Annotated in this window: 25 protein-coding genes; 10 read left to right on the top strand and 15 right to left on the bottom strand. The window is 47.4% G+C overall.

Annotated elements, in window-relative coordinates:
• Nucleotides 1-227: 227 nt before the first annotated feature.
• Nucleotides 228-512: a hypothetical protein gene (locus PJF56_RS18290; RefSeq protein WP_283764142.1), complete on the top strand. Its 285-nt coding sequence runs from the start codon at nt 228-230 to the stop codon at nt 510-512.
• Nucleotides 509-733: a hypothetical protein gene (locus PJF56_RS18285; RefSeq protein ID WP_283764141.1), complete on the top strand. Its 225-nt coding sequence runs from the start codon at nt 509-511 to the stop codon at nt 731-733. The genes PJF56_RS18290 and PJF56_RS18285 overlap by 4 nt, the downstream gene beginning before the upstream one ends.
• Nucleotides 734-739: 6 nt before the next feature.
• Here the strand turns inward: PJF56_RS18285 and PJF56_RS18280 are convergent, their stop codons facing one another.
• The 4 genes from PJF56_RS18280 to PJF56_RS18265 form a co-directional block, all read right to left on the bottom strand.
• Nucleotides 740-1,561: a DUF29 domain-containing protein gene (locus tag PJF56_RS18280; RefSeq protein ID WP_283764140.1), complete on the bottom strand. Its 822-nt coding sequence runs from the start codon at nt 1,559-1,561 to the stop codon at nt 740-742.
• Nucleotides 1,562-1,628: 67 nt separating this feature from the next.
• Nucleotides 1,629-2,270 (bottom strand): Uma2 family endonuclease, encoded by a 642-nt coding sequence (locus PJF56_RS18275; protein WP_283764139.1) that lies wholly within the window; start codon nt 2,268-2,270, stop codon nt 1,629-1,631.
• Between the two features lie 83 nt (nt 2,271-2,353).
• Nucleotides 2,354-4,069, bottom strand: a complete 1,716-nt coding sequence (locus PJF56_RS18270; RefSeq protein WP_283764138.1) for a serine protease — start codon at nt 4,067-4,069, stop codon at nt 2,354-2,356.
• Between the two features lie 42 nt (nt 4,070-4,111).
• Nucleotides 4,112-5,584 (bottom strand): WD40 repeat domain-containing protein, encoded by a 1,473-nt coding sequence (locus tag PJF56_RS18265; protein WP_283764137.1) that lies wholly within the window; start codon nt 5,582-5,584, stop codon nt 4,112-4,114.
• A gap of 231 nt (nt 5,585-5,815) precedes the next feature.
• On the opposite strand from PJF56_RS18265, the gene PJF56_RS18260 reads away from it, so the two are divergent.
• Nucleotides 5,816-6,580 carry a pentapeptide repeat-containing protein gene (locus PJF56_RS18260; protein WP_283764136.1) on the top strand — a complete coding sequence of 255 codons (765 nt, stop codon included), beginning with the start codon at nt 5,816-5,818 and terminating at the stop codon, nt 6,578-6,580.
• A 7-nt stretch (nt 6,581-6,587) separates the two neighbouring features.
• On the opposite strand, the gene ccmO is transcribed toward PJF56_RS18260, so the two are convergent.
• The 6 genes from ccmO to PJF56_RS18230 form a co-directional block, all read right to left on the bottom strand.
• The gene (gene ccmO / locus PJF56_RS18255; protein WP_283764135.1) at nt 6,588-7,328 is read right to left on the bottom strand and encodes a beta-carboxysome assembly protein CcmO; all 741 of its coding nucleotides are present in this window, start codon (nt 7,326-7,328) and stop codon (nt 6,588-6,590) included.
• 99 nt (nt 7,329-7,427) lie between these two features.
• Nucleotides 7,428-8,228, bottom strand: coding sequence for a beta-carboxysome scaffolding protein CcmN (ccmN, locus tag PJF56_RS18250; protein ID WP_283764134.1), 801 nt, complete (start codon nt 8,226-8,228; stop codon nt 7,428-7,430).
• A 112-nt stretch (nt 8,229-8,340) separates the two neighbouring features.
• Nucleotides 8,341-9,990, bottom strand: a complete 1,650-nt coding sequence (gene ccmM, locus PJF56_RS18245) for a beta-carboxysome scaffolding protein CcmM (RefSeq protein WP_283764133.1) — start codon at nt 9,988-9,990, stop codon at nt 8,341-8,343.
• Between the two features lie 162 nt (nt 9,991-10,152).
• On the bottom strand, nt 10,153-10,455 hold the full coding sequence (gene ccmL, locus PJF56_RS18240) for a beta-carboxysome shell vertex protein CcmL (protein ID WP_283764132.1): 303 nt from the start codon (nt 10,453-10,455) through the stop codon (nt 10,153-10,155).
• A gap of 24 nt (nt 10,456-10,479) precedes the next feature.
• Complete coding sequence (locus PJF56_RS18235) at nt 10,480-10,821, bottom strand: carbon dioxide-concentrating mechanism protein CcmK (protein ID WP_283764131.1); 342 nt, start codon at nt 10,819-10,821, stop codon at nt 10,480-10,482.
• 101 nt (nt 10,822-10,922) lie between these two features.
• Nucleotides 10,923-11,234 carry a carbon dioxide-concentrating mechanism protein CcmK gene (locus PJF56_RS18230; RefSeq protein WP_283764130.1) on the bottom strand — a complete coding sequence of 104 codons (312 nt, stop codon included), beginning with the start codon at nt 11,232-11,234 and terminating at the stop codon, nt 10,923-10,925.
• A 457-nt stretch (nt 11,235-11,691) separates the two neighbouring features.
• Between PJF56_RS18230 and PJF56_RS18225 the strand changes: the two genes are divergently transcribed.
• Entirely contained in the window at nt 11,692-13,536 is a 1,845-nt protein-coding gene (locus PJF56_RS18225) for an NAD(P)H-quinone oxidoreductase subunit F (protein WP_283764129.1), read from the top strand.
• A 148-nt stretch (nt 13,537-13,684) separates the two neighbouring features.
• Here the strand turns inward: PJF56_RS18225 and pdhA are convergent, their stop codons facing one another.
• On the bottom strand, nt 13,685-14,716 hold the full coding sequence (pdhA, locus tag PJF56_RS18220) for a pyruvate dehydrogenase (acetyl-transferring) E1 component subunit alpha (protein ID WP_283764128.1): 1,032 nt from the start codon (nt 14,714-14,716) through the stop codon (nt 13,685-13,687).
• A 221-nt stretch (nt 14,717-14,937) separates the two neighbouring features.
• On the opposite strand from pdhA, the gene PJF56_RS18215 reads away from it, so the two are divergent.
• The 5 genes from PJF56_RS18215 to accD are packed head-to-tail and all read left to right on the top strand — an operon-like array spanning nt 14,938 to nt 19,445.
• Nucleotides 14,938-17,082 carry an IMS domain-containing protein gene (locus PJF56_RS18215; RefSeq protein ID WP_283764127.1) on the top strand — a complete coding sequence of 715 codons (2,145 nt, stop codon included), beginning with the start codon at nt 14,938-14,940 and terminating at the stop codon, nt 17,080-17,082.
• Between the two features lie 29 nt (nt 17,083-17,111).
• A complete protein-coding gene (locus PJF56_RS18210) occupies nt 17,112-17,405 on the top strand; it encodes a hypothetical protein (RefSeq protein WP_283764126.1) in 294 nt (97 codons plus the stop codon).
• 33 nt (nt 17,406-17,438) lie between these two features.
• The gene (locus PJF56_RS18205; RefSeq protein ID WP_347179584.1) at nt 17,439-18,221 is read left to right on the top strand and encodes a prepilin peptidase; all 783 of its coding nucleotides are present in this window, start codon (nt 17,439-17,441) and stop codon (nt 18,219-18,221) included.
• Between the two features lie 4 nt (nt 18,222-18,225).
• Entirely contained in the window at nt 18,226-18,441 is a 216-nt protein-coding gene (locus PJF56_RS18200) for a hypothetical protein (protein WP_283764124.1), read from the top strand.
• Between the two features lie 35 nt (nt 18,442-18,476).
• Nucleotides 18,477-19,445 carry an acetyl-CoA carboxylase, carboxyltransferase subunit beta gene (accD, locus tag PJF56_RS18195; RefSeq protein WP_283764123.1) on the top strand — a complete coding sequence of 323 codons (969 nt, stop codon included), beginning with the start codon at nt 18,477-18,479 and terminating at the stop codon, nt 19,443-19,445.
• A gap of 127 nt (nt 19,446-19,572) precedes the next feature.
• On the opposite strand, the gene PJF56_RS18190 is transcribed toward accD, so the two are convergent.
• Nucleotides 19,573-19,968, bottom strand: a complete 396-nt coding sequence (locus PJF56_RS18190; protein ID WP_283764122.1) for a PadR family transcriptional regulator — start codon at nt 19,966-19,968, stop codon at nt 19,573-19,575.
• A 486-nt stretch (nt 19,969-20,454) separates the two neighbouring features.
• On the opposite strand from PJF56_RS18190, the gene PJF56_RS18185 reads away from it, so the two are divergent.
• The gene (locus PJF56_RS18185; protein WP_283764121.1) at nt 20,455-21,039 is read left to right on the top strand and encodes a DUF3611 family protein; all 585 of its coding nucleotides are present in this window, start codon (nt 20,455-20,457) and stop codon (nt 21,037-21,039) included.
• Between the two features lie 88 nt (nt 21,040-21,127).
• Here the strand turns inward: PJF56_RS18185 and PJF56_RS18180 are convergent, their stop codons facing one another.
• The 3 genes from PJF56_RS18180 to PJF56_RS18170 form a co-directional block, all read right to left on the bottom strand.
• On the bottom strand, nt 21,128-22,021 hold the full coding sequence (locus tag PJF56_RS18180) for an EthD domain-containing protein (protein WP_283764120.1): 894 nt from the start codon (nt 22,019-22,021) through the stop codon (nt 21,128-21,130).
• Nucleotides 22,022-22,183: 162 nt separating this feature from the next.
• A complete protein-coding gene (locus PJF56_RS18175; protein ID WP_283764119.1) occupies nt 22,184-22,948 on the bottom strand; it encodes a HEAT repeat domain-containing protein in 765 nt (254 codons plus the stop codon).
• 119 nt (nt 22,949-23,067) lie between these two features.
• Complete coding sequence (locus PJF56_RS18170) at nt 23,068-24,075, bottom strand: potassium channel family protein (RefSeq protein ID WP_347179583.1); 1,008 nt, start codon at nt 24,073-24,075, stop codon at nt 23,068-23,070.
• Nucleotides 24,076-24,230 lie beyond the last annotated feature (155 nt).

Below are 24,230 nucleotides of genomic sequence, written 5' to 3'. Positions count from 1 at the left end.
GATGTTATGAGGTACAGTAATCGAAATGTTCCTTGAGAGTGTTGTCCCATGAAAAGCCTGAAGAATGGGCACTCTAGCGTAAAAAATGGTTTTCCCATTACCCATTACCCATTACCCATTACCGCGCGAAGCGCTGTATCTTCTAATTTGTGCATCTATTTTCTTGATTGGATGTAACAGCGATGTACAAAGCGATACGCAAAAAGCAATAAGAGCTAGGGGAGAGCATGGCAGAGCAAAACGGGACAGATCCGAGTCATACAGAGGATCGGGGCAAATGTCTGATGGGTTTGAGTCTCAATGAACTGAGGGCGTTAGCCAGTTGTCAACTCGCACAGAGGGAGAGCGATCGCTTACAGGATTTAGTCACAAAAAATGCAGAATCCTTGCTCTGTGAGGAGGAAGTGAGTGAGTTAGATGAATTATTGGCTAAAGCTGATGGACTAATGCTGTTGAAAACTCGTGCCCGATATACCCTAAAACGTTTACAAGAAGGCGAAACAGCAGCATGAGTGCTTATATTCCGGTAGAGTTGCGACAGCAGATTCGCGATCGCTTTGGCAACTGTTGCGCCTATTGCCACACCGCAGAGTTTTTAACAGAAATGATAGGTTTAACTGAAGTCGGTAGAGCGGCGATCGCTACATTACAAATGAATCGCCCAGCATTAGTCCGTGCTAGAGAAATGTGGGTTGAATTAGGTGAACATCCACCAGTAACCGATGACTATTAATCAAATCTATGCCTCATTCTCTGGCCAATAGTCGCTATCTAAGGTTTCGGCGATCGCAAAGGGACACAGTTCTGGAAACTCATCCCTGTTCATTCCGGTTTCTAGAGCTGCCATGGTTCGCGCTTCTGTATAACAGGAGTCAAAAACTTGCTCAAAATATCCGCGTAAACTGGGGCTATCTTTGAAGGCTTTCTTGAGTCGTTTTCGATGTTCGTAAATGGTGTAGCGCCAGCTATTCGTCTGTTTTTCCGGTTGATATTGATATTTGAGTAAGTGCATCAGCAGGATTTCCAGGTTACTCTCGATCGCCCGTTTTTCTCTTTTCCCCATGTCTTCCAGTTCTTCTGCCAGATGCGACCCATCGATGCGCTCCAGTTGGCGATTGTGCAAGCGGACATGCACGCGCAACAACTGTGATGTCGTTTCCAACCACAGGTAATAGTCGCGATCGTAGAGATCGGGTAGAAGAAAGCGATCGGTTAAGGTTTCCATATTAAATTCGCGATCGATAGTGGCAAGCTCTTGTTGAATTTCCGGGTCATATGCCATGATCTCCAGTTGCTGTTGAATCATCGCTTTATCGGAAAACTTGCTATCATTTTGCGTCTGATAACCCAGAGTTTGATACTCTCCCGTTCGGTAAGCCATTCTAGCTCCTTCGATTTCCTCAAGAACTGTTGGATCATCTTCTAATTCGTCTTTTTCTAACTGAGATATTTCGGTTTCTAGAAGATTAAAAAGTTTAACTTTTTCTTCAATTTCCAGGGCGGTAATCGCATTCACTAAGGAATCAAAGGGAATTTTTAATTGAATGGTTCGTTGTGTCATTGGAGAATTAATGAATTGCTCTTATTTTATTATACATTGAAAATCTATTCGTCAGCGATGAGTCGCATTATCGCACTTCCTCTTCAAATTCCCGGATCGCCACACTCGACCCCATTTCCCAACCGCGCTCGATATATTTAGGAATGAGAGATTTTAGATCGCGATCGCCAAACCACCGACTGTTTTCGACTTCTTGATGACCTTCAGAACTAAAGTGATAAAAACGCAACGTATTGTCTCGATAAATCCATAATTCTGAGGGCGCAATCGCCTCATAATTTTCCGGTTCTGTCATAGATGTTAAATCGACTTCAATGACTAAATCTGGAGCCGGATCGGTTTCTAGATCGATCCGCTCCTTACCTAAAACGGCTAACCGATTATCGATATAAAAACAGTGGTCGGGTTCAATACCCTGGCGATCGATTCGTTTCAATGTTATGGGAGTAAAAGATTGCCAATCTTTGCCAGAATTGCGAAGTAAAATCTTTACAAAATCAGCCAGCAAGTCTACTTGATTTCCATGTCGGGGCAAGGGTGACATGATTCTAATTTCTTGAGTGTTACTATTATAGTCAATTCTTAATCCAGCCTTATCTTCGCGACGAGTTAATAATTCTTCGTAATCTTCCCAAGTCCGAAAGCGCAGAATTAATTCATCTCCCGGTTCCAGAGCAATACTATCTTCTGTGATTGTGGGTAATCTCATGATTTTTTTGTTATTTTTGGATATTGGGGTTTACCCGTTAAAATGATGTCAAGACCTTAAAGGATAGCTATTTTATTTTACTATCACTTTCCGGCGATGTCCTTTCCCAAAATGCCCCAAGCTTCGAGTTGTTCCTGAATTAATGCCATGGGATAAACCACACCGGTTTCTGTAATAGCTGGAGTAAAGGGGGTCTCGGTTTCTGGGTTAACGGCTCCCACATGGCCTAAGATGGCGATCGCCTGTTGGTCTTGATTCAATATTGGGCTACCTGCATATCCTTGGGCTAAATTAGCAGTAATTTTAACCGGTTGAGCATCTGTATCTAGGTTGCCGCTCACGGTTTGCCAAGGGTCAGTATTAAAAGGATGGCCAATTAATTCTACTTCCCGATCGCCTAATTCGGTACTGATCTCTAGGGGTTGAATGGTTTCCGGAAGTCCAGTAACTTGTAATACGACTAAATTGGTGGGGGCTTCTTCTGGGGTAATGTGCATCAGTTGGGCGCTATAGCGGGGTAAAATCCCCGTTTCTGAGGGCTGGAAAAATTCCACCTGAATCTGGTCATTTTCTAAGGAGGAGGCATGGGCGATCGCCTCCCGACTGGTCAGCACCAAGGCCCGATCTTCCGTGTTTTCCAATAACCAACCCGTACCAATATTCACTCCATTCGCTACGGGGGTAATAATGCGGGCGATGGGAGCTAAAGGAGAAGGAGTTTCAGGATCTTCTGAATTGACTTCATTTTTGTCATCTGAAGGGCTAGAGGTCTCTTCATTATCTGAGGGGTCATCTGAAGCGTTAGAGATGTTTTCGTCATTTTCGGCGTTAGAGGCATCTTCTAGAGCCAATAAGCGTTGGGATTCGAGCAAATTGTAGTGGGCCAGAACCCCATTGGGGTCTTCATTAATAGCACCTTCATAGGCAGCGATCGCCCGCTCCAGATTCCCCAACTGTTGCCAAGCGTAGCCCAAAGCCGTATACACGCGGTAATCTTCTTGGAGATTCACCCCCGCTTGGTACACTTCCACCACTTGCTGCCAATCTTGTTGTTGATAGTAAATATCCCCCAAGGCAACATAGGCAGAAGCATCAAAAGCATTGAATTGGATGGCACTTTTATAAGCTTCGATCGCCTGCTCGAGTTGATTATTTTCCCGCAGGGCATTTCCTAATCCCACATAACTGGAAACATACTGCGATCCCAGATCGATCGCCTCATTGTAAATGGCGATCGCCTCTTCCACATTCCCTAATTTCAGCAGCACATCGCCCAAATCATTGTAAACGGGCACAGAATCAGGCTTGAGCTTCAGGGCGATCCGAAATTGGGCGATCGCCTCCTCTAAATTCCCCAACTCAGCCCACACATTGCCCAAATTCCAATATACTCCCGGCAAATTGGGATTGAGTTCAATGGCTTGTTCATATTGGGTTTTAGCCGCTTCCAACTGATTGGCTGAACGCAGGACATTCCCCAACCCCACATAAGCAAAGGCATAATTGGGATCGAGTTCGATCGCCTTCTCATAGGCGGCGATCGCCTCTTCTAATTTATTCTGATCCCGCAAACGATTCCCCAACCCCAAATAGGCCGGGGCATTATCGGGATCTTGTTCAATCACCTGTCGCCAAATTTCCTCAGCGCCTCGATAATTTCCCGCTTGCCGTGCTTCTTCTGCTTGGCGAAATAAGTCCTGTAATCCTTGTCCCCAAGCCAACTGGGGACTCAACACCATGCCAAAGCTCAACAGCATTGCCCCAATTTTGATTAAACCCCGCTCCTTTTGTTTACTCATGATTGTTATTCCCTCATTTCAATTGCCAATTGTCTCCACTTTTTAAGCCACCACCCGCCAAATTTTCACCGTATGATCGAAACTTCCCGTGGCCATGGTGGCACCATTGGCACTGATGGCTACCCCAACCACATAATTCAGATGATCGGTAAAGGTTTGCAACAACTCGCCGGTCTGCAAATTCCATAACTTCACTGTACAATCATCGCTGGCACTAGCGAGAACCTTATTATCTGCCGTAATGATCACTGACGTTACGGCCGCTGCATGATCGCAAAGCACTTGTTCAGCTTCTCCGGTTTCCAAATTCCATAAGCGAATGGTTTGGTCACTACTACCACTAGCTAACCGTTGACCATCCGCACTAATGGCTACAGAGCGCACGCGATCGCTATGGCCGGTTAAGGTATAGAGTAACTCCTTACGGTCTAAATTCCACAACTTAATGGTTTGATCGTTACTCCCCCCAGTAATTTTATCTCCTTGGCCACTCATGGCGATCGATCGCACGCCTCCGGCATAGCCCGCTAAGGTACTGGTTAACTCTCCCGTTTTCCAATTCCAGAGCTTGATCGTCTTATCCTCACTGCCTCCAGCCACAATTTGATTGTCCGGAGTAATGGCCACCGTCCACACTTCCCCAGCATACCCAGCCAGGGTACTCATTAACTCACCCGTTTTCAGATTCCAGACCTTAATCGAGCCATCGCTGCTGCCACTGGCTAAAATTTCTCCGTCGGTAGAAATAGCCACGGATAAGACTGAACCACTATGGCCGGTCAGGGTTTGGTGCAGTTCCCCAGTTTCTCCGTGCCAAATTTTAATCGTTTGGTCATTACTTCCACTGGCTATCCATTGACCATCGGCAGAAACGGCGATCGCCCGTACCGGGCCATCATGGTTCCCGGTATACATACAGGAGAAAAGCTGATAACTCTGCAACTTAAAAGCTTCTATTGCTCTCTGAGCCTTGATCGAACCACTGCGTTGGAGTAATAAATAGGCCACTCGTTGCACTTGAACCGATGGATCTTGTAGGGCTTCAATGATTAAATCCAAGCCATCCGAACCAATTTGAGATTGGGCTAATTCCAGTAATTCCTGGGTTTGACTCAGTTCCTGTTGGAGTCGAGTTTGGGTTTGTTGCAACTCCACCAGGGTTTCTCCCCCATCCGTTTGATTCATGAGTAGGGCCTGGAGTTGGGCTGGGCTGATTTCCTCCATTTGCGAATATACTTGAGACAGTTGGCTTTGTAGTAGCGATCGCTCTTGGGTCGCCAACTCTAACTGAGACTGTAGATCCCCCAATGTTGACTGTAACCTCACCCGCGAAGCCAACTCCCTGGCCCTAGCCCAAACCCCTTTAGCCCAAGCCAAACGCAACCGTTCTCGTTGGAGGAGGACTTGTAGCACTTGGTCGGGGATCGACTCCGGGGTTAAATCCCAACCACAGGTTTTACACAGTTTCGTGGTTCCTTCAATATACTCTGTACCACAAACAGGACAATTAGTCACAGACCCTCCCTAGGCGATCGGCAACGAGACACAATTGAATCTTAAATTGGGGGGCCATAAACCCCACCTTTAAGACGTTAGCTTAAAGGCCAACCTCTTCTCATTTAAGATAAAGACTTCCAATCTGGCAAGCCTTTATGTTCCTATACAAGCCGAAATTCTAATAATCCGCAGGAAAAGACACCTTAAAAAATTGTAATCGACTCCTTACCTCTGTCTGTCATCTCAGTTATGGCTAATCAAGAACATTTAGATTTACTTCATGAAGGAATAGACACTTGGAACGCTTGGCGCAAGAGTCATCCTGAAATTCTACCGGATCTCAGAGGGGCAAGCTTGAAAGAGGGAAATTTCAATGGCATTAATTGGAGTGCAACCGATTTAGAAAAGAGCAATTTAAGTGGCGCTTTTTTGAGCAAAGCAGATTTAACTGGCGCGATTCTTCGCCATGCTTGTCTGAGTGGCATTAATTTAAGTGATTCCAATTTAAGTCATGCCCATTTGAGTGGGGCCTTAATTAATCAAGCCAATCTCAGACGAGTCAAGTTGAGCCATGGTATTTTACGCCGCACGAATTTAAGTCAATCTTTTTTGACTCAATCCAATTTATCCCATGCTAATTTGTTTCAGAGTAATTTAATGGGTGCGTTCTTGAATCAAGTCGATTTTTCCCATGCGAACTTAGTTGGGGTCGATTTAAATCAAGCCTTCTTAAATCAGGCCAATTTGACCGCCGCCGAGTTATTTCAAGGGGACTTAGAACGAGCCTTTTTAAGTGAGGCTCTCCTGTGTCGCGCTAATCTTTCTAAAGCTAATCTTTACCGGGCAGATTTAAGTGATGCGAATTTACGGGAAGCAGATTTGACTGGCGCTAATGTGCAGGATGTCACCTGGAAAGATACCATATTAACCCATACGGAGTTTAATCACACCAAGGGAATTCCGGCCCATTTGCGCTTTCAGTTTAAGAATTTAGGCGCTTTATTTTTCGATTAGGTGAATCTTATTTTTCTTCAATTTTCAGGGGCACTTTTTCCAGATCCGGTAACTTAATCAATTCTTCCTCCATCTCTTCCTGCTCGATGCTTATGGGTAACTTCAAGGGTTCTGATTCTTCTGTCATCAAAACACTGGCTACCGGTAGAATTTGTTCTAAGTCGTCTTGAGGTCTGGGGATAATATAAATGGCATTGAGTTCTCCAATGCGTTGGGCTTCATACACTCCCGATTCGATCGCCATGGCTACATCGGCAACTGAACCGCGAATAATGGCCGTACAGAGTCCAGAACCGATGGTTTCAAAAGACATTAATTCTACATTGGCCGATTTCAGCATCGCATCGGCCGCCCCAACCATGGGCGGAAAGCCAATGGTTTCGAGCAATCCTACCGCTTGACGGCTATAGCGATTTTCCTGGTTATAAGCCGCGACTTCCATAAACTGGGGATTAATGGGGAAGATGACTTCTAAATTCGGTAATGGTCTGGGAATTACGCTACTACTGACGAGTTGCTCCGGGCCAAAGTCGCGGGCCGTTTGCGAGCCATATTCCACCGCTAACCGAATATCGGCAATCCTCCCCCTGGCGATCGCCGTACAATAGCCATTACCAATTTTTTCAATGCCCACCAAGGTCACTTCCGCTGCCTTAATCATGGCATCTGCTACCGCAATCACTGCGGGAAAGCTCCGGGTTGACACCAAACCTAACGAACTTCCATGGAGAGTATCGGGTCTACTCATGCTTTTGACTTCAGAGGGCTATCGATCATCTTCACTCCTCTATATTTACGCTATCTTTCTTAAGTATAAAGGTTCGATCGCCAAACCTGACGGAATCTCTTAATCGGAATCCTCAGAAACGGGGGCATCCTGTATCTCCCCATTCAAGGCCTGACGATGGGGAAACAACGTCGCCATTAACCGTTGCAGATGTTGATGTCCATACACCGACGGGTTGAGTGCATCAGACCCCTGAGCTTCTTGGGGTTCAGTGGCTTGAGCTGGCTCATTGGCTAAAGGTTCCTCTGAGTTGGGAGTTTCCGGATCGGGCTTGGTTCGGGTCGGGGGGGGATTGGCGATTAAATTACGGGCGATCGCCGCCTGAGCCGCATGAATCGAAGATTGCATCGCCGAAGGATTCGATGGAGGGTTATAGGTCTCAACCTGAGAGTCTTGCGTTTGAGGCTCTAGCTCTTTTGGAGCCTCTTCCACAGGCTCCACTGTCGCCACAGACTCAACCGTTTTCTCCACCACCTCAGCCTCCATTCCCGAACGTCCCTGGTCTCCCAACAACGAACCTGGAGCCACCACTTGTTCTGAATCCACTGAGCAATTAAACACCGTTGAAACCGGCCCGACACAAGCCCTTGCTCCAATCGTTCCCGCGCCCACCATCAACACTCCCGCGCCCAAGATTGCCCCATCTTCAACCTTCAACGTTCCGCGATCGGCATGAAGCACCACCCCCATACCAATACAAACTCCCGCCCCAATCACAATCCGACTTTCGGGATTCGCAATCAACGCTACCCCCGAAGCCACCACCGCGCTAGGGTCAATGCTCACCTCCCCATCAATACAAGACGCTTGGTTATGAAGAGGTTGCCAAGGCATCACCGCCATAATATTCTCGAACCTCATTGTTGCAGCACATTTTTAGATCGAACAGAGTCGAAGATCCATCCCTTGGAGGAGGTCAACCTCCCCCAGGTTTTACACTCTGCTAATTCCCTTGAGGGAATTCAATCCGGGCTTACGGGCGTTGAATTACCGATTCAGCCATGCGCCGTCTCACTTTCGGATCAATGCCCAACATCCGTACATACTCCCCTTCATGTTCGGCCAAGCAAGCTTCTAAAGCGGCAACCACTTCCGATTCACGGTTCGAGTCAATGGGAGAACAGCTCTTCCACGATCCCGTTTTATAGCGCCGTTTATCCGCATGTTCTGTGCCAATCTTGTAGCCTTGGGCCAGCAAAGCACGCACTTGTTCGATCGCCTCGGCACTCAATTTTCCAGAACCGACTGCTACTGGACGACTGGCACGAGGTGCTGAAGCCGAAGGACTGGCCATACTCGACGCACCATTACTGCTCGAAGCCACCCTACCATCCGGTCGCTGAATAATTTCCTCTAAAACCCGACGTTTGGCATTGGGGTCAACCGCAATCAAGCGTACATATTCCCCCTGATAATCTTTCAATACAGATTCAATGCCATTCAAAACGGCTGTAGGGCTGCTTCCACTAATCGGAGTCCCGGTTAGCCAGGAACTGGTGCGGAAGCGTCGTTTATCCGCATGTTCGGTTGTAATTCGGTAGCCTTGATTGACCAATTGTTTCACTTGTGAAGCCAAGTCAGCGCCCATTCCTGCACCGTTGGAGGAGGAGCCATTTTGATGGCTCGGAACTCTAGAGGAGGCTGGAGCGCTGGCGCTAGGGGCCACCGGTTGGTCACCCGGTCTTTGAATAATGGTTTCTAGGACGCGCCGTTTGGCTTGGGAATCGATACCAATCAGGCGCACATATTCACCCCCATGGGCCGCCATACAAGATTCAACTGCCGATAAGACGGCTCTTGTATCGCGCGAATCAATCACAGGGCAGCTCTTCCAAGAGCCAGTGCGGAAACGGCGTTGATCGGCATACTCTGCCCCGATTTTATAGCCTTGGGCGAGTAAATTTTTAATTTGGTTTACGGTTTCTGAATTAAGAGCTGTCATATTGCTTTGTACTTGACCATTACTAGAGTTGCCCGATGAGTTGCCCGATTCATCGCGAATGGGCGTAATACATTCGATATTGTCGGCACATCGATAGCCAGCTCTGAGGGCATCATTAACGCCGACCACGTGACTGGCAAAGGCCAAATCACTTTTTTGCACATCTGGCAGGCGATCGGCCTGCTGTTGATTGGTAATAATTGATCCAGAAGGAACATATTTTCCGGGGGGAATTTCCACATCCTGGATCAGAGCGTGCATCATCACGATGCAGCCATTGCCGATTCTGGCATTGAATACTGTAGAGCGGAAACCAATAAAACAGTTATCTCCCACATAGGCTGGCCCATGGATCAGAGCCATGTGGGTAATAGAAGAATGATCGCCAATCCATACGGAGTATTTTTTGCCATCATCCCCAACCACTCGGCCTTCTTCAAGACCATGGATCACTACACCGTCTTGTACATTGGTGTGATCCCCAATATAGAACGGAGCGCCCTCATCGGCCCGGATGGATGTTCCGGGAGCGACTAAGACATTGGCTCCTATTTGGACATCACCAATTAAATTTGAGAAGGCGTGGACATAGGCACTACTATCAATTTTCGGTTCCGCTAAGTCTTTTGACCAAGGGGTGGGGGGAGCCGCACTGCTCCCTGTATGGCTACGCACAACCATAATAATTTTCCTCCTATAGCGAGAGTTTTGTCTCTAGTGTCATGGGGTTTATGGGTCGAGTTTAGGATGGTATCCGACCTCACAAGGGTTTTGATGGATTGAATGGAGATAGAAAAGTGCATACCGCCCTCGACCAACCCTTTGACCCTTGAGGACTGAATATTAATAGGTATCTTTTTTGCTATAGATGCGGGCATTACTTACGGTTACCGTGTCAATAATTCCGATAACCGTAGCATCTACAGGGCGGTTTTGGGTTCCTTCAAGTTGGCGAGCCGCACTGCCACGACTCACCAGTACCCATTCATCTAATCCAGCTCCCACGCTTGGATCTGCGGCTACCTCATATTCAGGCAGAAGACGGCCTTGCTCATCTATCAACTGCAACAGCAGAAATTTCGACCCTCTAAGACTCGGGTCTTTTTGGGTGCTAACGACTGTGCCACAAACTTTAGCAATTTGCATGAATGTAATCGTTCTATCCCACCATTACGGACGATTAGACGACCGAATGGCATTGGTACTTTCGGCAAATTGCTGCACATCTTCGGTGTAACGAATGGGCAGAACGTACTCCAGGTTTTCGTGGGGACGAGCAATAATATGGGTGGATAGGACTCTACCCCCATTGACTCGCTTGATGTTATCGACTCCGGCAGCAACGGAAGCTTGGACTTCAGATACGTCACCTCTGACAATGACCGTGACTCGACCACTACCAATTTTTTCATACCCGACGAGGGTGACGCGAGCGGCTTTTACCATTGCGTCGGCTGCTTCTACAACGGCAGGAAACCCCAGGGTTTCTACCATTCCAACTGCAATTGACATTTAAAGACTCCTAAAGTGTTCAAGGAAGGTGGATCGGTTTGAGGATGAAGTTGAGCGATGGTTATCGACTCAACCTCCCCCAATGCTGGATTTCAAGGGTGCTAGTAGTTTCGGAACTGATCCACTGCTTCGGTGTAACGAATGGGCAGAACGTACTCTAGGTTCTCGTGGGGTCTGGCAATGATGTGAGTCGATAGCACTTCACCACCATCAACCCGCTTGGCGGATTCAATCCCGGCAGCAACTGAAGCTTGGACTTCGGATACATCTCCTCGAATAATGACGGTTACCCGACCACTACCAATTTTTTCATACCCCACCAGAGTTACACGGGCAGCTTTTACCATCGCGTCAGCAGCTTCGACGACGGCAGGAAAGCCTAGGGTTTCTACCATTCCAACGGCTATGGGCATTGTTAATCTCCTGATCTGAAAAAGCGAAAGATAGCACTAGGACACCCAAATTTCCTAGTTTGCAAAATAGTTTTTTTTGCTTCTCTATTAAGGATATGGGAAGCATGACTCTCCTGGCAATAGAATTAATCATAATAACCCTTGATTTGATTAATTAATTTTTGTGATGTCTTAACAGAAATTAATTTTTTATTAACAAAGTTCAGATATAATGGCGCATCGACTCATGATGTAGATAAGATATGTAAATATACTTAAGGGAACGGGGAAGGGAAGAGAGGCGATCGCCATCGGCTCTGTTCAGGAGATAGACTCCATTTTAGGGTAGGCTAAGGATTGGGATCGTCACCGAGCCGTTAAGCAAGGGGAAGATCGAGGGTCTCAAACTGTCCAGAAACTAAGCTTAAAACTTTAACTGAATTCTTAAAATACAGCAGATTAGCCCATTAACTCATTTATGTCTGAATATTTCCTAGAAACCAGTTGGTGTATTCCATTCTATGGTTTAGTCGGAGCCATCCTTACTCTGCCTTGGTCAACTCGGATCGTGCGTCGTACCGGGCCCAGGCCAGCCGCCTACTTTAACCTTCTGATGACGGTTTTGGCCCTAGGCCATGGATTAATTGTCTTTAATCTCGTTTGGGACACAGAACCCTATTTAATTGTTTTTCACTGGCTCAAGGTGATGGAGATTGATTTTTCCCTCACCTTGACCATTTCTGCTGTCAGTTTAGGGGCAATGTCCCTGATTACGGGATTAAGCTTGTTAGCCCAACTCTATGCTCTGGGATATCTGGAAAAGGATTGGGCCTTGGCGCGATTTTTTGCCTTAATGGGCTTTTTTGAAGCCGCCATGAGTGGTATTGCTGTGAGTGATTCCCTGTTGCTCACCTATGGTTTGCTGGAAATGCTTACCCTATCGACTTATCTGTTGGTGGGGTTTTGGTATGCGCAGCCTTTGGTGGTTACGGCTGCTAGAGATGCGTTCTTAACTAAGCGGGTGGGCGATATTTTGTTGCTGATGGGGTTAGTTGCTTTGGGAACGACGGCAGGAACCCTGGATTTCGATCGCCTCTATATCTGGGCAGAAACGGCCCAGTTATCCCCCTGGTTTGCCACTGCCCTAGGATTAGCCCTGATTGCGGGGCCAACGGGCAAATGCGCCCAATTTCCCCTGCATTTGTGGCTCGATGAAGCCATGGAGGGGCCTAACCCTGCCTCGATTTTGAGAAATTCGGTGGTGGTGGCTTGTGGCGCTTATGTGTTGATTAAGCTGCAACCGATTTTGGCTCTGTCTCCGGTGGCTTCGGCGACTTTAGTGGCGATTGGGATGGTAACGGCGATCGGAGCGTCTTTGGTGGCTTTAGCCCAGGTGGATATTAAACGGGCTTTATCCCACAGTACCAGCGCCTATTTAGGCTTGGTGTTTATGGCGGTGGGGACTCAGTGGACGGGATTTGCTCTGATGTTGCTGTTTGCCCATGCGATCGCCAAAGCTTTATTGTTTATGAGTGTGGGTTCGATTATCCTCACCACCAATAGTCAAGATTTAACCGAGCTGGGGGGACTCCAGTCGAAAATGCCCGTTACGACCACTTCATTTCTGGTGGGCAGTGCGGGTTTAGTGGGCCTTTTTCCCCTAGGAGGCTTTTGGGCCTTGCGCTTAGGTGCAGATGATTTTTGGTACACCGAACCTGGGTTACTGGTGGTTCTGCTCTTGGTGAATGGTCTGAGCGCTGTAAATTTAACACGGGTCTATCGTCTGGTGTTTGCCGGAGAGACTCAACCGAAAACCCGCCGCGCTCCTGAAGTGGCCTGGCCCATGGCTGTACCTATGGTGAGTTTAATGATGATCGCCTTGGTCTGTCCCTGGTTATTACATCAATTGTCCCTGATTCCTAATTGGAATTATGTACATAAAACTACTGTATTTCTAGTTATCCTTTCAGGGATAGTAGGCTGTGTGATTGGTGCAAAGATTCCCCTACAGAGAAGTTTAGCCCGGTCAATTCTCAAACCGGTTAAGTTTATCCAGGATCTGTTAGCCTATGATTTTTACATCGATCGCCTCTATCGGATGACCGTTGTCTTTGCCGTAGAACAATCCGCTCGACTCACCTCTTGGTTTGACCGCTATATCGTCGATGGTATTGTCAATCTGGTGGGGGTGGTGACCCTGTTTAGTGGAGAAGGGTTAAAGTATAGTTCCGCCGGCCAATCCCAACTTTATGTTCTCACGATTTTGTTAGGGGTTAGCGTTCTCGTGACCCTAGTGGGCTGGTTTGTCTATGTTCACCCCTAAGATATAGGGCTTTCCGCTTCGCGGACATCTTTCGGACGAAAGTCCGAAACGCACGGCAGAAGGGTAATAGGTAATGGGTAATAGGGAAAAAGCCGCCCTGGAAGGGCGGAAACTCTAGAGCTAACTTTTCCGATCCAGACCAATGGTATTAATCCTCGACAAACACATATTTGTAGAGTTCACTCGGATCGGGTTCGGGACTGTCGAGGGCGAATGTCACCGCATCATCCACAACTTCTTGAATTTGGCGATCGATACCTTTTAACTCTTCCTCAGTGGCTAAACCCTTATCGGTTAAATAACTGGCAAACCGTTTGATCGGATCTCTGGGGAACCAAAACTCTTTCTCATCTTTAGAGCGTAGTTCATCGGGATCGGCTAAGGAATGGCCTCGAAACCGATAGGTTAAAGCTTCAATCACAGTCGGGCCTTCTCCAGCTCTAGCACGGGCGATCGCCTCTTTGGCCACTTCCCGCATCGCCAACACATCCATTCCATCCACCTCAACCCCATGCATTCCAAAGGCATGAGCCTTCTTGTAGATTTCGGGAACTGAAGTAGCTCGGTCATGGGCCATGCCAATTGCCCACTTATTATTTTCCACCACATACAGAATCGGCAACTTCCACAAGGCCGCCATATTTAAGCATTCAAAAAACTGGCCATTATTACAAGCCCCATCGCCAAAAAAGCAAGCCGTTACCTGATCGGCACTTTCATCCCCCATGGTTTCCCGGCGATACTTACTCTGAAACGCTGCCCCCGTTGCCACAGGAATGCCTTCAGCCACAAATGCATAACCTCCTAAGAGTTTATGTTCAGCCGAAAACATATGCATGGAGCCACCGCGACCTTTAGAGCATCCCGTGGCTTTCCCAAACAACTCAGCCATCACCTCCCGTGCAGGAACTCCAGCACTCAGAGCATGAACATGATCTCGGTAGGTACTACAGACAAAATCTTCATCTGGACGCATGGACTTAATTACGCCAGAAGCCACCGCTTCCTGACCGTTATACAGATGGACAAAACCGAACATTTTGCCCCGGTAGTACATTTCTGCACATTTATCTTCAAATACCCGCCCTAATACCATATCTTCATACAATCTGAGTCCTTCTTCTTGACCCAGTTGTACTGAAGACGAATCAAATTCTGGTACGATCCTCTCTTGAGCCATGAATGCGTCCCTTACTACCACTACAAGCTGATGTTATTGTTGTGCAAAGACTCAGTATACGTCAATGGGGAGATAGGGGGATAGGGGGATGGGAGAACTTGATGAAAAAATCTAAAGGAGGACAAGACAAGAATCGTTGCGCGAAGTATAATTCTAAGGGTTAACAGGGGGCAAATTTTCCCGGCCCTAAACTGTAAGCATTGCTGCTGAGGGAGTAGACTGTGCGTATTCCGCTCGATTATTACCGAATTTTAGGCGTACCACTACAGGCAACTGCCGAACAGTTGCAGCAGGCCCATCGCGATCGCATGATGCAACTGCCTCGGCGGGAATATTCGGAAACGGCGATCGCCTCTCGAAAATCCCTGCTCGATCAGGCCTACAACATTTTATCTAATCCGGAAGCCAAAACCGCTTACGACCAAAAGACGTTTCACGATCTTCCCGGCCAAGGAAAAGAAGAAACCCAGATTCAGGAAACCCTACCGTCACTGGAGGTGGAAGACCATCAAACCCTAGGGGCACTGTTGATTCTTCTAGAGTTAGGTGAATATGAACTGGTCTTAAATCTGGGGCAAGAGTATCTTGACTCCCTCTCGTCCCAGGATGAAGAAGGAGAACCAACCCATACCATTCCTGAATTATCCCGTGCTGATGTAGTCTTAACCTTAGCCCTGGCGGGTCTAGAGTTGGGACGAGAAGAATGGCAACAGGGAACCTATGAACAAGCGGCATTATCCTTAGAAAAGGGCGAAAAACTGCTGTTGAAAGAAGGGGTATTTCCTAGCCTGCGGGGAGAAGTGCAAGCTGATTTATATAAATTGCGTCCCTATCGCATTCTAGAATTATTATCCCAAAAAAATGACGATGCCCTCGCCCATCGCCATGGCATTCAGATGCTGCGGGATATGCTGCAAGAACGGGGGGGACTCGATGGGACGGGAGACGATCAGTCAGGGCTGAATATTGATGATTTTCTGCGCTTTATTGAACAATTACGCAGTTATCTGACTTCCTTAGAGCAACAAACCCTATTTGAAACGGAAGCCCAACGCCCATCGGCTGTGGCGACCTATTTGGCGGTTTATGCCCTATTGGTGCGGGGATTTGCTTATAAACAACCTGCTCTGATCAACCGAGCTAAACGAATGCTGATGCGGTTGGGATCTCGGCAGGATGTGCATTTAGAACAGGCGGTGTGCTGTTTGCTCTTGGGACAAACGGAACAAGCGAGTCAGTCCCTAGAATTGAGTCGGGAATACGAACAATTAGCGTTTATTCGGGAAAATTCCCAAGGCGCTCCCGATTTATTACCGGGCTTGTGTTTGTATAGCGAGCGTTGGTTACACGAAGAGGTGTTTCCCCATTTTCGTGATTTGACCGATTGTCAGCAAACCCTGAAAGAGTATTTTGCTGACGATCGGGTACAAGCGTATTTAGAAGCCCTGCCTTTAGAGAGTAGTCAGAAGAATCAATGGAGTGTGGTGCAATCTAAACCGGAAGCGACTCCGAAGCGCGAGGGTGAGGGAGGGATTTCTATCGAGAAAGCGGAAGACGCTCAAGCTGTGCCCTCAAGCTCACTCCGGGAAAAGGCTGGGAGTTCGTTAGAGCGTTCGACGACGACAACGGCAACCTTAAGCCGCTCTGAGCCTGCGGGAGTGGGCGATCGCCCCCCAAATAGCCCATCGAGAAGCCAAAGAGTCAGTCAGCGTCAAGGTTCTGGGGGTCGGGGACGGGTTCAAAGTCGGCGAGGGAGTGGGAAAACGGGACGTTCTTCTATCCATTGGGGACGATTAGTCTTATTAGGAGCAGGTGGCTTACTGGGATTAGGGATTCTGATTTGGCTGATGGGCCAAGTGTTGGGACTGATGGGTTCGTTGTTTAGAAATACTCCCGCTTTGGAAGGGGAGCAGTTACAATTGATGCTCAATCAACCGCCCCTAGAGATTCCGGAAGGGCCTCCTGAAGCAACGGCAGATACGGGGCCGTTGACTCAAGAGAAGGCAAAAATCGTGATTGAAACTTGGTTAAGTACGAAGGCTAAGGCCTTTGGATCTAATCATGAGGTGGATCAGTTGTCCTCGATTTTGGTCGATCCGGCTTTGAGTAGACAAAGACAACGGGCAACGCAAGATCAGCAAGATAATTTCTATGGTGAGTATGAGCATCAAGTGACGATTAATGAAGTCACGGTGAATCCGGATGACGAAGATCGGGCAATGGTTGATGCGACGGTGAATGAATCGGTAGAGTTTTATCGTAATGGTGCAGTGGATGGGTTGCTCTCCTATAGTGATGACATTCGAGTTCAGTATCAGTTGATTCGTCAGGAGGGCCAATGGCGAATTGAGGATTGGTCGGTGTAGATAGCCCATAATGCTAGGAAAGTTGCTCTGTGGTACAAGTCCCTTTAGAATCCCCAAGTTATCCGAATTATCCCATTTATGTCCCGAAGGGTATGGATGTCTTCGATCCAGCCTTAGTCAGGGTTGCTCGTGATACCTATGGGGTCTATCGCACGGTGGCTGATGAGGCAGCCGAGAAACATGCAGACCAGTTTCAGCAACCGTTAGGGGTGGTGGTGAATCAGTTGAGCTATCGGGCGGTTTTGGTGTTTCAGGAAGGGTTGGCTCTCCTGCCGACAGAGGTGTTTATCCCTTTTAACCATTTGGAAACCCAACTGTATTAAGGGAGGTGCGGGGTGTGGATTGAAATTCCGAGTATGACGATCGCCTTGGTGTTAGGATTGGCGATCGGCAGTTTCCTGAATGTGGCGATCTATCGCATTCCGGCTGGTTTATCGATTCTATTTCCTCCGTCCCATTGTCCCCTCTGTTCCCATCGGTTGAGTGCAGCCGATAATATCCCGGTGTTCGGTTGGTTGGCTTTGGGTGGAAAATGTCGCTATTGCCACAGCCCGATTTCTTGGCGCTATCCCACCGTTGAAGCCATTACAGGTTTACTGTTTCTAGGGGTGTATCTCCAGTTTGGCCTCTCTTGGGAAACGGTGGGCTATTGGTTCTGCTTGAGTTGGCTGTTGGTGTTAGCCATGATTGATTGGGATACGTTCACTTTACCCAATAGCCTCACTCAGTTTGGCTTGGTGGCCGGTTTGCTCTATCAACTGGTTAGGGGTGGAGGAGCGGCCGATCCGTTGCTCGATGGCATGTTTGGAGCGATCCTAGGCTTGTGGTTATTTGAAATGATTATTATTTTGGGGTCGTTTCTGCTCGGTCAAGCGGCCATGGGAGAGGGAGATGCGAAACTGGCGGCGGCGATCGGGGCTTGGTTGGGGTGGAAATTGCTGTTATTATCAGGGTTTCTCGCCTGTTTGATTGGGGCTGTAGTGGGGTTAGGGGCGATCGCCTCTGGCCAACTTAAACGCCGCCAAAAAATGCCCTTTGGCCCGTTTCTTGCCCTGGGCGGGGCCCTGACTATCTTCTGGGGCGATCGGATGATATCCACTTATATACAGTTATTTTTCCCGCCGAACCTGATAGGATAATCGAGTGTCTTGGATTACAATTCGCACGACCTCAACTCGCTGGGAGGCAGAACTGATGGAACAGTTGCTCAGTGCCCAGGAAATCCCCACTCGCCTGGTTGATTGTGGGGTAGTCTCTTATTTAGGTATGGGGTCTCCAACTGCCGTGCAAGTTTCCCTCGAACATCGTTGGAGTGCTTTGTTGCTTCTGAGCGAAATAGAGGAGACCTCGGACGAATAATTTAACGTTCCATTTAGAGAATCTCTTTATTTTTCATGTCTTTATTTGATTGGTTTGCCAACAGACAAAAAACTTCTCCCATCAGCCCAGAACGCCAAGAACGGGAAATTGCTGATGGCTTATGGACGAAATGCCCTATGTGTGGGGTTTTGACCTATACGAAGGATTTACAGGGCAATCAAATGGTGTGTTTGGAATGCGAACACCATTTTCGGGTCGATAGTAATGAACGGATTGCCCAATTGATGGATGGTAAGACTTGGACTCCTTTGGATGAGGATCTGCGTCCAGACGATCCGTTGAAGTTTAAAGACCGCAAACGCTATAGCGATCGCCTCAAAGAATATCAAGGGAAAACCCATCTCAATGATGCGGTACAAACGGGTTTAGGTCAATTGGATGGCCTGCCCGTTGCCCTAGCTGTGATGGACTTTGGGTTTATGGGCGGTAGCATGGGATCGGTGGTTGGGGAGAAAATTACCCGACTTCTGGAAAAAGCGACTTTAGAGGGCATACCGGCGATCGTGATTTGTGCCTCCGGAGGCGCAAGAATGCAGGAAGGAATGCTCAGTTTAATGCAAATGGCCAAAATTTCAGGAGCGCTTGAACGACATCGAGAAGCGGGTTTACTCTACATTCCCGTTCTTACCCATCCCACCACAGGCGGCGTAATTGCTAGTTTTGCCATGCTCGGCGATCTGATTTTAGCTGAACCGAAAGCGACTATTGGTTTTGCTGGGCGACGGGTAATTGAGCAAACCCTACGGGAAAAGCTCCCCGATGATTTCCAAACCTCGGAATATTTGCTCCAACATGGCTTTGTGGATTTAATTGTGCCCCGTACCCAACTGAAGAAAACTTTAGCCCAGTTGGTGCGTCTCCATGGAAGGGAAGAAGAGACCCCTAAACCGGTGGATAAAGTACAGCACAATGGAGATGCTCCCAGCTATCCCCTGCCCCCCGATCCAACCCTCAACACCCATCATTTGGCTGTTGAGAATTGAAAGTTTAATTCAACCCTGACAATAATAGAGGTAGGGGCGATCGGGCGATCGCCCCTACAACCATGGCTGATGGTTATCGGTTATGTGAAATAACTTAACCTAACTTCTCTAAAGGGCATAAAGTTGCCTAGGATTGAGAGACACTTTTACGCACACTTAAAGCAGGAGCTGCCATTTCAAGGGGGCCATCACTGGTATATTCTTGCCACAAGAGCGCCAATTCTTGAGCTTGAGCGCGTCCCCGATATTGGATCTGATACATCCTGCGAGGCCGTCCCCGTCGGGCGAGTTTCTTCCAATATCCGGTGATCATCTCTTCTTCTTCTAAGAATTTGAGGGCACTGTAAAGCACTGTATCGGATAGGCGATATTTGGGATACTGCTTTTTCAGGAGTCGGATGAGTTCGGTTCCATAGGAGTCTTTATTGAGTAAGACGGATAAGACATAACAGACGGCTAACTCGGTATTCAAGTGAATGGGCGGTGGGTCTTGAAAAAAACGATAAATTTCTTCAAATGTCATAGCTTTTCTCTGCACAAGCATGAATGAACTCAAATCAGGTCAATGAACTGGACTTGAGTAAATGCAGCCCTGGTTATGAAAATTCCCTTACAAAACGTTAAAGACTGGCTCAGGTTAACTTGAAAAGAGATTTTGGGTAATTTTGAGATGCACACCCGGTAGAAGCTCTAAATAGTCTGACCCAAATGCCAGTGGTTTTGGGTTGAGTCGTTGATGGTTACCCCGATTGGTAGGCGAAATCCTTTGAGCTGAGGACTAAAGCCCTGTATGACAACAGGGAGATTCACGAGTTGACTAACCTACATCAATAGATACAGGCGCTTCCCTTAAAATCCAGAATTGGATGCTCTAAGATATACGCTTAGTCCCTATCAACCATGCAGGATAACACAATTATTCTTGAGCCTACAAATAATTCTCGATTGCAAGGCGATCGCCTCTTCAAGTTTCCTGCTAGATTAAGGAATGGAGCTGTAGCGAATCACTATGCCTGATAACGACCAATTCTATGCCCTCCCCCCCGCCGTAGAGAAATTTTCGGGGAACTTGCGTCTGACGGCTTGGATTAGCTTTTGGACTCAAGTGGTGTTAGGGGCGATCGCCACGATTATCTTTCTGTTTGCCTTAATTGGTAAAGAGACACGAGCAGGAGTCCAAGATCCCGGTCGTGGAGGAGGGGCATTTTTTGCTATTTGCGGTCTTCTCGTGCTGTATTTCAGTATCGTGCAAGCGTTTCGCTACACTCGGTTAGCTCGACAATTGCGATCGCCCGATAGCAGCGTCCGTCCCTCCAAGGCTACCACCATCCAAATGATTAAATTTGGCCTGGTCTGTAATATTGTCGGTATGAGTTTGTCTCTATTGGCTGCCGAAGCCATTACTGGCATTCTACTGGGTAAATCCCTCTTTCAACCCCAAGGCTTAATTCCCACAGGAGCGGATCTGGGCAGATTTATTGAACCGATTGATTTATTTGTCTTGCTGGGCAATACTCATACGACGGTCTCCCATTTTGTCTCTATTGTCGGTAGTCTCTGGCTATTGAATGTCATTAACCGCCCGAAATCCTAACGGTTCATAAAAAGACACTGGGTTTATTCAATGCTTGAATACACCCAGTGAACGTGAGGATTAGCCACCGAGAAACCCAAGGGTTCAATTAACCTTTCCCTAACATTAGCTGAGTAATATTTTCGCGAAGCTGGTTCATTGCTCCTAGTTTTTCAATTACCAATGCTCCAGATAAGCCCCTCTGCCCTGCTAGAGTTGCTGTTCCACTATAAACAAAAGTAGCTTTACTGCGTTCTGGGTAAGGTTGAAATGACTTAACATATTTTTTCATTCCTGTAGTAAGTGACTTATATTCATCAGAAGCCAAGTAAGTTCGTAAAGCCAGACGATTTCTAAAACCGATTTCCATAGCGGCTTGAACATCCATAGCAGGATCTTGACTATAAGATACGCCATCCCCATCTGTACGCGTTTTGTCAGCTTCAAGCATCAAGTTTAAGCGTAGTTTGATAACCGGGGCACTCTTCGCTAACTGAGGAGCAAAAGTCCCTTGCATCCATTCATGAAAATCCTGTAAGCTGACACCATCATTTTTACGGATCATGATGTGAAATGTATCGTATTCTGCTTCCCAAGTTGGTGCAGGATTTTCAATTTCATCATAGTAAGTAATAGGAGTCGTGACATAGGCAATATTTCTACGCAGGAAGTTAGGATCGTCATCTCCCAAATACTCCATCCCTAGTTTTATATATGTTGGGATTTCTTCTTTGCTTTTGAATGTTAATTCGCCAATAGCATCAAAGTTTTCTTCTGGCATTGAGGTAGTGGTAACTCCCTCAATCGGATTCCAAATATCTCCATAATTCTTGCAAGTACGAATTTGCCAGTATTGGTATAGAGCAGATAGGCGAGCGCCTACGGGGCCGTGAACATTACCCCAGTAACTATCAAACGTTTCTAAATCAACATGATGACGCTTCCACGTCATAAAATAAAGACTAATGGTTGCTTCTTGATCTCGGTCTGCATAATTGGGCATGATTTGTTAGGTCTCCCTATCGATAATTTTGGCCAAACATCCTAAATACGATCAAGTATATACCAAGTCTAGTTCGGGAGAGGTTTTAAGTTATATATCTAGATCATAAATTTAATGAAGTGATTAGAGATATCCGATCGCCAACCCCTTGCTCAAACCTAATTAAAACCATCCTTCTTGTTCCAATTCTTCAATCAGTTGCAAAGCTCTGGGGTCTCCGACTTTCAAAAGAGCCGATCGCGCATCTTCGCGTACTCCTAGGTCTTCATCTTCGACAAAGGCTTCAATCAGACCATCAATTGCCCCCGCATAAACTACATTTGAGGGCAGTTCGCGGGCGAGTTGACCTAATGACCAGGCGCAGTTACTGCGAATAGCGGGAATGGGGTCTCGTCTTAATCCTTCGATCAGGGGAGGAATTGTGCTAATAATCGCTTCATAACTGACTTGGGTCATTTGCGCTAAGGCACTAGCGGCCCAGAGGCGCACGGCCGGGATATCGGTACGCAGGGAATCAATTAAAGGAAATAAACTGCGGCTATCTCGATTATTGCCTAATGACCAGACTAACCCCTTGCGGACATAACCATTCCAGTCCCGTTGCAGTTGGTCAATAATGGCTTCGATCGCCTCTGGAGAAGGATTCCGACCGAGAGCATAGGCAGCGCTGACGCGCACCAAAGGACAGCGATCGCCCAATAGGGTAATTAAATGGGGAATCGCGCGATGGTCTTGGATTTCACAAAACGCCCTCGCTGCCAACATCCGCTCTTGGGTGACTGGGGATTCTAGCAAGGGCAACATTTCCTCTGGATCGGGTGGGGGGGCGCTCTCTGGAGTTCCATCGATGGGCCCTAGGTTATCCAGGGGACTACTCAAGTCAACGTTGTCGTTGAGTACAGATTGGTCGCGATCATTGATTTCCATAATAGAGAGTGTACTCAATCTTGGGGGTCAGACTCAACTAGGTTCACAACTGTGATGGGTGAGAATCTGAAGTATCCATCAATTTCCATCGTTTTATCCATTTCCTATGTCCCCATCCTTTACAGAGGGTTTAGGGGAGAGAGGAGTTGTTTTAATCGGCGAATTTGTTCAGAGGTTCCCATACAAATGAGTAGGTCTTGGGGAAATAATAAGGTTTCCCCGGTTGGCGCACCGATGACGGTTCCATCTTGACGACGGATGGCGAGGACGAGAACGCCAGAGCGCGATCGCAGTTGCATTTGTTGTAGAGATTGGCCAATATAGGGACAGCGATCGCAATCAATCACGAATTCTTCAATTAATAAGGAGCGATTTTTACCGGTGATCATGCCATCGACAAAATGCATCACTTGGGGTCGTAAGGCGGCTGTGGCCATTTTGCGTCCAGCCGTAGTATAAGGAGAAACCACGGCATCCGCTCCGCCTCGATAGAGTTTCACGGCTGCTTCATCGGTACTGACGCGGGCGATCGTCCTGATTTGGCTCTTAAGGGTTTTCGCGGATAAAACCGTGTAGAGATTCTGGGCATCAGAAGGTAGAGCCGCAACTAAGCAACAGGCTTGATTGATCCCAGCTCTTTGCAATGTATCATCTAAGGTGGCATCTCCTTGGAGGACGAGATAGCCTAAACTTTGGGCCGCTTCTAGGGCTTCCGGTTTAGAATCAACAATTACAAATGGAACGGCTTCCTCATGAAATTCCAGGGCAATCTGTTGTCCCGTGCGACCAAAACCGCAAATAATATAATGGTTGACTAAGTTTTTCAGCACTTTCTGTTGTCGTCGCAAACGCATTCCTTCTTGAAAATAGCCTTGAAGGAAGGCTTCTGTAAATCGATTGACAATATACCCAATGCTAATCACTCCCAGAAAAATGAGGGCAATGGTAAAGATTCTACCCCGTGCCTCCATGGGTTCTACTTCCCCATAACCTACCGTAGTCAGGGTGATAATGGTCATATAAAACGCATCGGGAAAAGACCATTTTTCAATGACCATATAGCCAATGGTTCCCCACATGCAAACGAATGCTAGGGCAAGAACACCCACCAGGAGTTCTCGTTGCATTCGCTGATACTGTTGTTCGATGGAAGACACGCTTTATGGGCAGAAGGGTAATGGTTAATGGGCAGAAGGGTAATGGGGAGAGTCCCCATTGGTTGCCGATCTATAACTAGAATAATATCTTAGACTTGTGGTATTAAATTAAAATTTAAACTTTG

Origin of the sequence: Roseofilum halophilum BLCC-M91 (assembly GCF_030068445.1) — a bacterium.
Taxonomy (GTDB): Bacteria; Cyanobacteriota; Cyanobacteriia; order Cyanobacteriales; family Desertifilaceae; genus Roseofilum; species Roseofilum halophilum.
This window is presented reverse-complemented; position numbering and strand designations above follow the sequence as displayed.